Source organism: Nocardia abscessus, from assembly GCF_015477775.1.
GTDB lineage: Bacteria > Actinomycetota > Actinomycetes > Mycobacteriales > Mycobacteriaceae > Nocardia > Nocardia abscessus_A.
On sequence record NZ_JADLQO010000016.1, the window covers coordinates 180,353 to 192,818 of the forward strand.

The 12,466-nt window shown below is 70.4% G+C and carries 12 protein-coding genes; 5 read left to right on the plus strand and 7 right to left on the minus strand.

Annotated features, from left to right (window positions below; genetic code table 11):
• Positions 1 to 57 precede the first annotated feature (57 nt).
• On the minus strand, positions 58 to 1,299 hold the full coding sequence (locus IU450_RS31485; RefSeq protein ID WP_228835387.1) for a hypothetical protein: 1,242 nt from the start codon (positions 1,297 to 1,299) through the stop codon (positions 58 to 60).
• 5 nt (positions 1,300 to 1,304) lie between these two features.
• Complete coding sequence (locus IU450_RS31490; protein WP_195153368.1) at positions 1,305 to 2,066, minus strand: crotonase/enoyl-CoA hydratase family protein; 762 nt, start codon at positions 2,064 to 2,066, stop codon at positions 1,305 to 1,307.
• Between the two features lie 65 nt (positions 2,067 to 2,131).
• Here IU450_RS31490 and IU450_RS31495 point away from each other — a divergent pair, with 65 nt between their 5' ends.
• The gene (locus IU450_RS31495; RefSeq protein WP_195153369.1) at positions 2,132 to 2,782 is read left to right on the plus strand and encodes a TetR/AcrR family transcriptional regulator; all 651 of its coding nucleotides are present in this window, start codon (positions 2,132 to 2,134) and stop codon (positions 2,780 to 2,782) included.
• Complete coding sequence (locus tag IU450_RS31500; protein WP_195153370.1) at positions 2,769 to 4,388, plus strand: acyl-CoA dehydrogenase family protein; 1,620 nt, start codon at positions 2,769 to 2,771, stop codon at positions 4,386 to 4,388. Before IU450_RS31495 ends, IU450_RS31500 begins: the two co-directional genes overlap by 14 nt.
• Positions 4,389 to 4,710: 322 nt before the next feature.
• Here the strand turns inward: IU450_RS31500 and IU450_RS31505 are convergent, their stop codons facing one another.
• Positions 4,711 to 5,112, minus strand: coding sequence for a nuclear transport factor 2 family protein (locus IU450_RS31505; protein ID WP_195153371.1), 402 nt, complete (start codon positions 5,110 to 5,112; stop codon positions 4,711 to 4,713).
• A 70-nt stretch (positions 5,113 to 5,182) separates the two neighbouring features.
• Here IU450_RS31505 and IU450_RS31510 point away from each other — a divergent pair, with 70 nt between their 5' ends.
• Positions 5,183 to 6,109, plus strand: coding sequence for a LysR family transcriptional regulator (locus IU450_RS31510; protein ID WP_195153372.1), 927 nt, complete (start codon positions 5,183 to 5,185; stop codon positions 6,107 to 6,109).
• Between the two features lie 16 nt (positions 6,110 to 6,125).
• Here IU450_RS31510 and IU450_RS31515 read toward each other — a convergent pair whose 3' ends face one another.
• Positions 6,126 to 6,410: a hypothetical protein gene (locus IU450_RS31515; protein ID WP_195153373.1), complete on the minus strand. Its 285-nt coding sequence runs from the start codon at positions 6,408 to 6,410 to the stop codon at positions 6,126 to 6,128.
• Positions 6,411 to 6,885: 475 nt separating this feature from the next.
• On the minus strand, positions 6,886 to 8,091 hold the full coding sequence (locus tag IU450_RS31520; RefSeq protein WP_195153374.1) for an NAD(P)/FAD-dependent oxidoreductase: 1,206 nt from the start codon (positions 8,089 to 8,091) through the stop codon (positions 6,886 to 6,888).
• Between the two features lie 187 nt (positions 8,092 to 8,278).
• Here IU450_RS31520 and IU450_RS31525 point away from each other — a divergent pair, with 187 nt between their 5' ends.
• The gene (locus tag IU450_RS31525) at positions 8,279 to 8,827 is read left to right on the plus strand and encodes a potassium channel family protein (RefSeq protein ID WP_195153375.1); all 549 of its coding nucleotides are present in this window, start codon (positions 8,279 to 8,281) and stop codon (positions 8,825 to 8,827) included.
• A gap of 13 nt (positions 8,828 to 8,840) precedes the next feature.
• Here the strand turns inward: IU450_RS31525 and pgi are convergent, their stop codons facing one another.
• On the minus strand, positions 8,841 to 10,478 hold the full coding sequence (gene pgi, locus IU450_RS31530) for a glucose-6-phosphate isomerase (RefSeq protein WP_195153376.1): 1,638 nt from the start codon (positions 10,476 to 10,478) through the stop codon (positions 8,841 to 8,843).
• An 84-nt stretch (positions 10,479 to 10,562) separates the two neighbouring features.
• Here pgi and IU450_RS31535 point away from each other — a divergent pair, with 84 nt between their 5' ends.
• Positions 10,563 to 12,020, plus strand: coding sequence for an NAD-dependent succinate-semialdehyde dehydrogenase (locus IU450_RS31535; RefSeq protein WP_195153377.1), 1,458 nt, complete (start codon positions 10,563 to 10,565; stop codon positions 12,018 to 12,020).
• Positions 12,021 to 12,149: 129 nt separating this feature from the next.
• On the opposite strand, the gene IU450_RS31540 is transcribed toward IU450_RS31535, so the two are convergent.
• Positions 12,150 to 12,443 (minus strand): chorismate mutase, encoded by a 294-nt coding sequence (locus IU450_RS31540; protein ID WP_062977356.1) that lies wholly within the window; start codon positions 12,441 to 12,443, stop codon positions 12,150 to 12,152.
• Positions 12,444 to 12,466 lie beyond the last annotated feature (23 nt).

The window sequence follows — 12,466 nt, forward strand, 5'->3', positions numbered from 1 at the left end:
GTTCGCCGTTGTTTTGCGCGTCGCTGCACGATGGAGCGAGAGGCCCCGCGTGCGAAATCACCACGCGAAGGCGCGCAAGCCCGCGGAGCCGACCGCGCGCGCCGCCAGTTCGCGCAACGCGTCGGCCGTCGCGATCCGCGCAGGGTCGAGGCCGACCAGGCTCAGTACGTAGTCGTCACCGATGCGGCACAGGTAGCCCGAGAGGCGGGTGCGGGGCAGTCGCGCGGCGCCGAGGCCCGGATGGATGGCGCGGGCGGCGACGCCGGTGCAGTGGTGCGGGCCGAGCGTGCGCAACGACGCCGGGAGCGTTCCGATGTTGGAGCACAGGATGTCCCGCTCGCCCGCCCCCTTGGACAGCGCGTAGGCCAAGCGGTCCGGGATCACCTGCAGGAGCTGTTCGGGCATGCCGCTCGGCGCGGACATGCGCTGGTCGTAGGCGCAGCGGGCCAGCGTGCGAATCGTCGCGGGTGTGTCGGCGCGGGTGATCGCGATGCGGGTCATGGCGAGGTCGTTGTCGACGCGGGGTTCGTCGCGGGTGTCGACGGGCAGGCTCGCCTCGATCGTCTCGCGGGGAAATCCGCTGTCCCACAGTATGTTCGCGACGAGGTGGATGAACAGGCTGTTGGCCGTGCCGCCGTCTCGCGCGGCGACGCGGTCCCACTGCGCGGCCGGGCATTGCAGGATCGCGCTGTGCGTCGTCTTCCGGGCCCCGCGCGACTGCTCGTCGCGGATCGGTGCGGCGGGCTGTCGCGGTATCCCGTGCCGCAGTGCCGCCGCGGTCCCGCGTAGGACGATCGACCACTGGCGCCTGGCATCGGACCAATCCGACTCTCGCGTAGCAAGTTTCGTTAGCGGCACCCGAGCGCCGCCCAGAGCGTCGTCTACCGCGAGCACCAGCGCCCGCCCGTCGGCCAGCGCGTGCGAGCAGGTGAGGGAGACGACCGATCCGCCGTCGTCCAGCGCTGCGGTCGAAAGCCGCCATCCGGGACCGTATTCCGGATCGAGCCCGGCGCCTTGCGCGTCTGCCCAGTCGAGCAGCTCCGCGACCGGGAGCACGCCATCGGCGTGGTCGATCGGATAGGCGCGGACGTTCGGTCGCCAGGCCCGGCGAGCGCCCGGCACCCGCGCTGGAACCACTCTGCGGCCCAGCGGTCCCGAGCGCAGCGCTTCGTGCACCCGCGTCAGCAGCGCGGGGTCGACCCGGTCCGCCGTTCGCCACAGCCCCTGCAGTGCGATCGGGGTGCCCAGCCCGCGATGGGTGCGCAGAAAGATCTCGTCGACGACGCTCAGTCGGCCCATCGGGCTCAGGCGCGAGCGCCGTGCCGGCCCGCACCCGCCGCGAAGCGCTCGGCGCCGTCCAGCGCGCCATCGGCCAGTGCCGTCAGTCCGTGCCGGAATTCGTTGCGCAGCGCGGCCTCCTCGGTCATCCCGTCCTGCTCGAGCATCGACATCCGGTCCGAGCGCAGGCAGGTCTGCGGCAGCGCGGCCAGTTCCGCGGCGAGCGCCTCCGCCGCGGCGCGGGCTTCGCCGGTGGGCACCACGCGGTTCACCAACCCCATTTGCAGCGCCTCGTCCGCGCCGACCGCGCGTCCGGTGAGCACCAGATCCATGGCGCGGCCCGCGCCGACGATGCGCGGCAGCCGGATGGTGCCGCCGTCGATCAGCGGAACGCCCCAGCGGCGGCAGAAGACGCCGAAGGTGCTGTCGCGCTCGGCGACCCGCAAGTCGCACCACAGCGCGAGCTCGAGCCCGCCCGCCACCGCGAAACCGGAGACCGCGGCGATCACCGGCTTGGACAATCGCATCCTGGTCGGGCCCATCGGGCCGTCGCCGTCCTCGGTGGCCTGGTTGGAGCGCTCGGTACCGAGCGCCTTCAGGTCGGCGCCCGCGCAGAACGTGCCGCCGTCGCCCCACAGCACCGCGACCGCCGCGTCGGGATCGGCGTCGAACTCGCGGAAGGCGGTGGCCAGCGCTGCGGCGGTCGGTCCGTCCACCGCGTTGCGCGCCTCGGGGCGATGCAGGATCACGGTGGTCACGGGCCCGTTGCGTTCGATCAGTACGGTCACGAGCTCGACCATACGCCGTAAAAGCACCCTTGTGGGAAGAAATGAATTCATGGTTCACTTCTTGGGTGGCCTACCGCAGAACCCCCGCTGTGCAGGCCCGCCTGGACGCTCAGGCGGGGCTGATCGTGCACGCCGCGACCAAGGTGCTGTCCGATGGCGGGTACGCCGCGCTGTCCATGGCGGCGGTCGCGGCCGAGGCGGGCGTTGCCACCGGCACCGTCTACAAGAATTTCGACGGCAAGACCGCTCTGGTGCGCGCGGTCTTCCGGAAAGTCGTCGCCCGCGAGGTCGCCGCGGTGGCCGCGGCCGGTGCGCACGGGACGGCGATCGAACGGGTGACCGCCGCGGTGGAGACCTTCGCCGGTCGTGCGCTGAAGAATCCGAATCTGGCCTACGTGCTGCTCGCCGAGCCGGTCGACGCGGCCGTGGACAGCGAACGCCTGCGCTTCCGGCGCGCATTCGCCGAGACCTTCGAATCGGCGGTGGCCGAAGGGATCGCGCGGGCCGAACTGCCACCGCAGGACCCGAGGATCAGCGCGGCCGCGCTGGTCGGCGCGATCGGCGAGGTGCTCGTCGGCCCGCTCGCCGACGCGCCGCACGGCGAATCCGTCGTCCCCGAACTCATCGCTTTCGCGATCCGCGCGCTGGGCGTGCGCGACGACCCGGGCGCCGGCCGCGCCCGGCTGGAATCAGGAGTGTCCGATGCAGACGCATGAAGTCTTCAACCAGGTACCCGACATCGTCCCCTTCGATGCCGCGCGCAATCCGGCGCTGCTCGAGGGCTTGCGCCGGGAAGGCGCGGGCTGGGCCGAATCCGAGGTGCGAGAGCTGGGCGCGCTCGCCGGTGGCGCGCAGGCGCAGGAGTGGGGCAGGCTGGCCAACGAATATCCGCCGGTCCTGCGCACCCACGATCGCTACGGTCACCGCATCGATGAGGTGGAGTTCCATCCGCGTTGGCACGACTTGATGCGCGTGGCCGTCGAGCACGGCCTGCACGGCGCCCCGTGGCTGGACGACCGCCCGGGCGCGCACGTGGCGCGCGCGGCGAAGTTCTACACCTGGGGCATCGCCGACGCGGGCCACATGTGCCCGATCTCGATGACCTACGCGGTGGTCCCCGCGTTGCGGCACAACCCGGAACTGGCGGCGAGGTTCGAACCTTTGCTCGGCTCCCGCGTCTACGACTTCGGGCTGCGGGAACCGTCCACCAAGGCGGGGCTCATCGCGGGCATGTCGATGACCGAGAAGCAGGGGGGCTCGGACGTGCGCGCCAACACCACCGCCGCGACGCCGCAGCCGGACGGCACCTACCGGATCGTCGGGCACAAATGGTTCACCTCCGCGCCGATGTCGGACATGTTCCTCACCCTGGCGCAGGCGCCCGGCGGCCTGTCCTGCTTCCTGCTGCCCCGGGTGCTGCCGGACGGCGCCCGCAACCCCATCCGCATCCAGCGGCTCAAGGACAAGCTGGGCAACAAGTCCAACGCTTCCTCGGAGATCGAGTACGAGAACGCCGTCGGCTGGCTGGTCGGCGCGGAGGGCGCGGGCGTCAAGACCATCATCGAGATGGTGAACATGACCCGGCTGGACTGCGTGATCGGCTCGGCCACCGGCATGCGGGCGGGCACCGTGTACGCGGTGCATCACGCCAGGCACCGGAAGGCGTTCGGCGCCGAGCTGATCGACCAGCCCGCCATGCGCAACGTGCTGGCCGACCTGGTGATCGAATCCGACGCCGCGACCACCGTGATGATGCGGTTGGCCGGGGCCACCGACCGGGCCGGGCAGGATCCGGCCGAGGCGGCGCTGCGGCGCATCGCGCTGGCCGTCACCAAGTACTGGGTGTGCAAGCGAGCCCCGGCGCACGCGGCCGAGGCGCTGGAATGCCTGGGCGGCAACGGATATGCCGAGGAATCCGGCATGCCGCGGCTGTACCGGGAAGCGCCGCTGATGTCCATCTGGGAGGGGTCGGGCAACGTCGCGGCGCTGGACGCCTTGCGCGCCATGGGACGCCAACCGGAGACGGTCGAGGCGTACTTCAACGAGGTTTCGCTGGCCAAGGGCGCGAACCCGCGCCTGGACGACGCGATCGCCCTGGTCGGCAAGGAGTTGTCGGATCTCGACGACATCGAGTACCGCGCCCGGCGCGTGGTGGAGCTGATGGCGCTCGTGCTCCAGGGCGCGCAACTGGTTCGCCACGGTCACCCCGCGGTCGCCGACGCGTTCTGCGCCACCCGGCTCGGCGACGACTGGGGCATCGCCTTCGGCACGCTGCCCACGGGAGTGGACACCGGCGCGATCATCGACCGCGCCTTCATCTGACCCGCTCGCGTCCCCGGAGACCGGTTCGTGTGCAACCGGTCTCCGTGAACGTCGTGTCTCGGCCCGAGACAAAGGCCGCCGGGACATGGGACGGTTGCTCGTTGTCGGGTGGTAGCGAGTGGTTGCTCGGTGTCGGGTGCCGGACCGGTGGTGGCGAGTGGCGGCTCGGTGTCGGAGGTCGTGCGGGTGGTGGCGAGTGGCGGCTCGGTGTCGGAGGTCGTGCGGGTGGTGGCGAGCGGCGGCTCGGCATCAGGTGCCGGACCGGAGGTGGCGGCGAGCGGCGCGAGGCTCGGCTCGCCGCGTATCCGGTGCGGGCGGAGGATCAGACAGGGCGGGTCAGCACGCGCTCGACCAATGCCGTGTCGCAGTACTCGACCACCTCGCGCAGCTTCCCGTCGGTGACCCGGAAGAGGAAGCAATAGATCTGGTCGTAGGTTTCGCCGCGGATGGTCACGGCCTGGGCGCGGGCCCGCACGACGACGCGGTCGTCCACGGCGAGGATCAGCTCCGCGGCGCTGCGGTACTCGGTGAACTGCGCCATGAGCGGACGAAGGAGGCGGTCCAGCACCGCGGACTTCGGTGCCCAGGCGCCGCTCCAGGACCAGTCGCCGGGGAACACCCAGCGGAAGTCGTCGGCCATGGCGTCGCTCAGCGCGCGGGTGTTGCCGAGGGACATCTGCTCGAAGATGTCGGCGAGCAGCTTCTTGTTCTCCATCGCGGTCATGACTCGACGCTAAAGTCGCCCGACACATGCGACAAGCAACTGTCTGGCATATCTGGTATGAGCAATACGCATGGATGAATTCACCGTCGCGGGCCTGCGCGTGGTACGGGAGGCGGCTGCCTGTGGATCGTTCTCGACCGCGGCGGAGAACCTCGGCTACACCCAATCGGCGGTGTCCCGGCAGATCGCGCTGATGGAGCGGGCCGCAGGTCGCCCACTGTTCGAGCGGCACGCCCGCGGGGTGCAGCCGACCGAGGCGGGACGCGTCGTGCTGCGGCACGCGGAGGCGATTCTCGGCGAGTTGGAGCACGCCCGGCACAACATCCGGCATCTGGCGACGCGCCCGGCAGGCCGCCTGCGCATCGGCGCGTTCTCCACCGCGACCGCCGCCTTGGTGCCCCGGGCCATCGCCGCCACGGCCGTCCGCGATCGGCAGCTACGGATCTCGTTGCGGGAGGGGCTGAGTCCCCGGCTGCTCACCGCCGTCGCGCGTGAACGCCTCGACCTCGCCGTGGTGACCGCGCCGGACACCCTGCCCAGCGGCGTAGAGATCGAACCGCTGCTGGACGATCCGCTGCTCGTCGCGGTCGCGTCCACGCATCCGCTCGCGGGAGCCACCAGCGCGCCGCCCGATCTGCTGCGCGCCGAACGCTGGATCGCGGGCAGTCAGGAACCGGCCGACACCCTCCTCGGTGCGTGGCGCGATCCCGGGTGGGAGCCGGAGATCGCCTTCGTCGCCCGCGACTGGTTCGCCAAACTCGGCTTGGTCGCGGCTGGACTCGGCATCACCGTGGTCCCCGGCATCGCCGTTCCCGTCCTGCCGCCGACCATCGCGCTGCTCCGGATCGATCACCCGGCCGCGGTGCGTCGAACTGTCCTCGCGCATCGTGGTGACCACCGCGCCGCCGAACCCCGCGGTGTATTCGCCGAGGCGCTGCGCGACCAGGCGGCGGAGTTGTCCGCCCAGGTGCGCCGGCGTCTTCGCGATGGCGGGTGAACGTCGCCGATATCGGTCATGTCGCGCGCGGCGAAAGACCGCCGTGCGGCGCGATCGTCCGCGCGAGTTCGCGGGTGAGCCATGAGACGCCCCACGGCGGTAGTGTGGCGGCGATGGCAGGGGAGTTCGTGCAGCGACCGGTGAGCTGGTTGGCCCGGCGGGTGCTCGACCGGGCCGCGCGGGGGCGGTATCTGCTCGGTATCGCGGGGCCGCCGGGCGCGGGCAAGTCCACCTTGTCGGCCGCGTTGCGCGATGCGATCAATGCCGAGGCGGGCGGCATGGTCGCCGAGATCGCACCCATGGACGGGTATCACCTGGGCAACGACGTGCTGCGCGCGATGGAAAGCCTTCCACGCAAAGGCGAGCCCGACACCTTCGACGTCGACGGCTACGTCGCGGGGCTGCGACGCCTGCGCACCACGCCGGTGGGTGACCCGGTGCCATGGCCGACGTTCGATCGGTCCATCGATGCGCCGGTGCCCGGCGGCGTGGTGCTCGATAGGCAGTCCATCGTCCTGACCGAGGGCAACTACCTGCTGCTCGACGACTTCGAAGGGCGGCGATGGTCGGCGGTCCGCGTCCTGCTCGACGAATGCTGGTACTTGGACGCGGCGCGCGACGAAATCGAGAAACGCCTGCTGGACAGGCACATCCGCGGCGGTCGCACCCCCCGCGGCGGCCCGCGCCAAAGTGCACGACAGCGACTTACGCAACGCGGATCTCGTCGCGACCACAAGGGAGCGCGCCGACCTCGTGCTGCGCCGGCATGCGGGAGGTTACGCGGTCCTCGACCGCTGAGGCACGACGGCGCGCACCTCGCCGCGCTCCCGCAGCAGCTGCCTGCGCTTGTCGTTCTTGAATCCCCAGGTGAACGAACCGGGCTTACGCGCCTCGTCCGCCAGTTCCGCGACGACGTTCTTGCAAGCGAATTCCTTGATCTTCGCTGCCAGGCGACCGCCGATGTAGAACCTGTTCGCGGTGTCGTCCCTGGAGGCGACCTGGAGGGTGGCGGCGCGACGGCCAAGGGCGATGCACTGGCCGAAGTAACCCACGTCGATGGCCGCGGGCTGGGTGCCCGCGATCCGGGCCAGCACCGTGTCCGCGGCGTGAGCGCCCAGCGGACGCGCGGTCTGGCAGCTCATTCGCAACGGCAGGTTCGACGGCGCCGCCGAATCCCCCGCAGCGACGATGCGCGAGTCGTCCACGCTCGTCAACGTCTCGTCGGTGAGCAGGCGGCCGAGCGCGTCGGTGCTCAGCCCACTGCGGGCGGCCAGATCCGGCACGCCGAAACCGGCGGTCCAGATGGTCACCGTGCTCCGCAGCTTGTGGCCGCCACTGAGCCGCACGGAATCCGGCGTCACGCCCGTCACCTTCGAGTCGGGGCCTTCGAGGACGGTCACCCCTAGTGCGGCCAGCCGCCTGGCCACCGAGCGCCGACCTCGGGGATGCAGGTACGGGCCGAGCGCCCCGCCGCACGCCACGGTCACCCGGCGACCCTGCTCCGCCAGCTCGGCGGCGATCTCGAGGCCGGTCGCACCGGCTCCCACGATGGTCACCGCGGCCGTCACGGGCGTTGCGTCCAAGACCGGCCGCAGCCGCTGCGCCTCCTCCAGAGTGGCGACCGGATAGGCGAACTCGGCCGCGCCAGGCACGCCCGGATCGGCGCTGCCACTGCCCACCGCGTACACCAGATAGTCGTAGCTCGCCGTGCCGCCGCTCGACAACCCCACGCTGCGCTCGGCCGCGTCGATCCGGGTCACGGTGTCGACCATCAGCCGGACACGCCCGCCCAGGATCTCCCGGTAGTCGACCACCGCCTGATGCGAACCGCCGACCAGTTGGTGCAGACGGACGCGCTCGACGAAGGTCGGGCGCGGGTTGATCAGAGTCACTGCCACGTCGTCACGCTGCGTCAGGCGATTGGCGGCCAAGACGCCGGCGTATCCGCCGCCGACCACGACCACATCGATGTTTCCAGTCATGGCGTCTCCTTCGTTCGAGGGCTTCGCACACAAGACACCGCGTGAACGATCGTTGTGACGCCTGGTGAGCCAGGTCACGTCCATGGGACGCCGAGACATGGCCCCGCGGCATCCGACGAGCCGACCGCGCATCGCGTCCCGGCGCGTGCGGCGGCTCATGCGCTCTACCTGGGCAGATGATGGAGCGATGACGGAGAATCGCGCAGTCGGCAGGTCATCGCGCGTTGTGCACAATGTGCCGGCCGTGGTGTGCGCACTGCTGTTCTACTACTTTCTGCCGCTGGAGAGCGTGCCGCTCGGTCGCCCCGCCGCGGTGCTCGGGCTGGTCGCCTTCGTCGTCGGAGTCGCCGGCTTGATCTGGCTGGCCCGGTGGCGTGTGCGCCGCTACTTCCGCGATCCGCGGGCGAGCAGCGGGCGGATCAACGACGTGCTGCTCGTGGTCTGCGTAGTGGTGACGTTTTTCGCCATCTACTACTACGTGCTCGAACAGCGCGCGCCCGGCCAGTTCGACGGATTGCACACGCGAACCGACGCGCTCTACTACACGATCGTCACTCTCGGCACCGTCGGCTACGGCGACGTGCACGCGGTCGGGCCGGCGGCGAAAGTGGCCACCATGGTGCAAGTCGTCTTCGATCTCGGCGTCATCGGCACCTTGATCGCGATCGGCACTTCGCTCATCATCCGTCGACTCGACGAGGCGCAGCGCAAAAGCCCGCCCGACGGGACTGTCTAGCGTCGCGGACCGATCAGCGGTGCGCGCGGTACCAGCGGATGAGCGAGTCGGTCGACGAATCATCCTGTGGCGGTGGCTCTTGCGCGTCGGTGAGCAGCGGGGCCAGGGCGAGTGCCTGCTGCTTGCCGAGCTCGACGCCCCACTGGTCGAAGCTGTCGATGCCCCAGATGGTGCCCTCCACGAAGACCTGGTGCTCGTAGAGCGCGATGAGCTGACCGACGACCGACGGGGTGAGCCGGGGCGCGAGGATGGTGGTGGAGGGACGGTTGCCCGGCATCACCTTGTGCGGCACGAGTGCGGGATCGGTGCCCTCGGCGGCGATCTCCTCGGCGGTCTTGCCGAAGGCGAGCACCTTGGTTTGGGCGAACAGGTTGCTCATCAGGATGTCGTGCATGCTGCCGGTGCCGTCGATGGTCGCCAGATCCGCTGTGGGCTGGGCGAATCCGATGAAGTCGGCGGGGATGAGCCGGGTGCCCTGGTGCAGCAGTTGGTAGAAGGCGTGCTGGCCGTTGGTGCCCGGCTCGCCCCAGAAGATCTCGCCCGTGGAGGTGGTGACGGGGGTTCCGTCGGCGCGCACCGACTTGCCGTTGGACTCCATGGTCAACTGCTGCAGGTAGGCCGGGAAGCGGGCCAGATCGTTCGAATACGGCAGCACCGCGCGGGAGGCCGCGCCGAAGAAGTTCGAATACCAGACCCCCAGCAGGCCGAGCAGCACCGGGGCGTTCGCCTCCAGCGGCGCGGTGGCGAAGTGCCGATCCACCGCGTGCATACCGGCGAGGAACTCGGCGAAGCGTTCCTTGCCGATGGTCGCCATCACCGACAGCCCGATCGCCGAGGCCACCGAGTATCGGCCACCGACCCAATCCCAGAAACCGAACATGTTCGCGGTGTCGATACCGAAGTCCGCGACTCGTTCGGCGTTGGTGGACACCGCCACGAAGTGCTTGGCCACCGCGTCCTCGCCGAGCGCGGCGACCAGCCAGCGCCGGGCCGCGGTCGCGTTGGTCAGCGTCTCCAAGGTGGAGAACGTCTTCGAGGCGACGATGAACAGCGTGGTGGCCGGATCCAGGCCGTCCAGCTTCGCGATCAGGTCGGCCGGGTCGACATTCGAGACGAACCGGGCGCCGATCCCGGCGTCGGCGTAGTGCCGCAGCGCCTGGTGCACCATGACCGGCCCGAGGTCCGAGCCGCCGATGCCGATGTTGACCACCGTCGTGATGCGCTCGCCCGTCGCCCCGCGCCACGCGCCGGAGCGCAGCGCGTCGGTGAACTCGCCCATCCGCCGCAGCACCTCGTGCACATCGTCGCCCGCGTCGACGCCGTCGATGATCACGGTCTCGCCCGCGGGCAGCCGCAGCGCGACATGGCCGACCGCGCGGTTCTCCGAGGTGTTGATGTGCTCGCCCCGGAACATCGCCGCACGCCGCTCGGGCACACCCGCCTCGCGCGCCAATTCCACCAGCAGATGCAAGGTTTCCCGGTTGACGCGGTGCTTGCTGTAGTCGATGTGCAGATCGCCCACCCCGACGGTCAGCTCGCTGCCCCGCGCCGGATCGTCCGCGAAGAACTCCCTGAGGTGTCGATCGGCGACAGTGCCGTGATGATCGTGCAGTTTCCGCCATGCCGCCGTCGCGGTGATGTCGCTGCTCACGTTCGCCGAGAGTACAAGCAGGCACGGTCGCGCGCACGGGTGCGTTCGCGGAGAGTCGGGTCTCGCGAGGCATAGTCTGGCCTCATGGGCTCCGAACGTGAACTTCTCGAATCCGTACCGAAGCAGCTGTGGATCGCGGGCCGGCCCGTCGACGCCATCGGGGCGGGCACCTTCCCGGTGCACAACCCCGCGACCGGGGAGGTGCTGACGCACGTCGCGGACGCGACCCCGGAGGACGCGGTGCGCGCGCTCGACGCGGCCGTAGCGGCACAGGACGAATGGGCGGCCACGGCCGCGCGCGAGCGGGGGGAGATCCTGCGCGAGGTGTTCGAGCAGATCACCGCCCGCGCGGAGGAGTTCGCCCTGCTGATGACCCTGGAAATGGGCAAGGCGCTGCCGGAGAGCCGCAACGAGGTGCGTTACGGCGCCGAGTTCTTCCGCTGGTTCAGCGAGGAGGCCGCCCGGGTGCACGGGCGCTACCTGCACGCGCCTTCCGGTACCGGCCGGATCATGGTGCACAAGCAACCGGTCGGCCCCTGCCTGGCGATCACGCCGTGGAACTTCCCGCTCGCGATGGGCACGCGCAAGATCGGCCCCGCGCTGGCGGCGGGCTGCACGATGATCGTCAAACCCGCCTCGGCGACACCGCTGACCATGCTTCTGCTGGCTCAGCTGTGCAGCGCGGCAGGCTTGCCCGACGGCGTGCTCTCGGTGGTCACCTCCAGCCGCTCCGGCGCGGTGACCCAGCCGCTGCTCGACGATCCCCGGCTGCGCAAGCTCACCTTCACCGGCTCCACCGAGGTGGGCAAGAAGCTGGTGGAGAAGTCCGCGAACCGGCTGCTGCGCACCTCCATGGAACTCGGCGGGAACGCGCCGTTCGTGGTGTTCGAGGACGCCGATGTGGATGCCGCCGTGCAGGGCGCGATGCTGGCGAAGCTGCGCAACGGCGGCGAGGCGTGCACCGCGGCCAACCGCTTCCACGTGCACGAGAGCGTGCTCGAGGAGTTCTCCACCAAGCTGGTGGAGGCGATGTCGAGCAGCGTGCGGCTCGGACCGGGCGCCGACCCGGACACCACGCTGGGCCCGCTGATCAACGAGGAGCAACTGCGTACGGTGAGCGAACTGGTGGACGACGCCGTCGCGGCCGGTGCGCGGGTGCTGATCGGCGGCAAGGCGCCCGGCGGGCCCGGCTGGTTCTACCCGGCGACCGTCCTGCGGGACGTCCCGCCGCAAGCCAGGATTCTGCGCGAGGAGGTCTTCGGCCCGGTCGCGCCGATCGTGGGATTCAGCACCGAGGAGGAAGGGCTCGCCGCCGCCAACGACACCGAATTCGGCTTGGTCAGCTACGTCTACACCCGCGACCTCGATCGCGCCCTGCGGATCGCCGAGGGCCTGGAATCCGGCATGGTGGGCGTCAACCGCGGCGTCATCTCCGACCCCGCGGCCCCCTTCGGCGGCGTCAAACAGTCCGGTTTCGGCCGGGAGGGTGGCACCGAGGGGATCGAAGAGTACTTGTCCACCAAGTACATCGCGCTCACCTGAACGCTCTGCCCCGGGCGGGGAGCGCTCGCGCATCCGACCGCGGACATGAAACGACCGCCCCGGGGTGCGCACACCCGGGGCGGCCTGGTGGAAGCGGCGGTCTCGCGAGCGCGCCGCGTGGTTGTCAGGTCAGTGGCCGAGGCGACCGCGCCCGAGGCGCAGCAGCAGCATGGCGAGGGTGTGGCCTTCCTGGCCGAGCTCGCTGAACCGCTCCAGCACCTTCATTTCGCGACTGTGCACCAGGCGCGGCCCGCCCGACGCCATGCGCGTCCGGCCGATGATCCGGGAAATCTCCGTCCGCCGCTTGATCGCGGCCAGGATCTCGGCGTCGAGACGGTCGATCTCCTTACGGAGCTTGTCGATCTCGGCCTCGGTCTGCGGCAACGCGGATTCGGACCCGGTCGTCGTGGCAGGGGTGCTCATCATTCATCTCCTCGTGTCAGAAC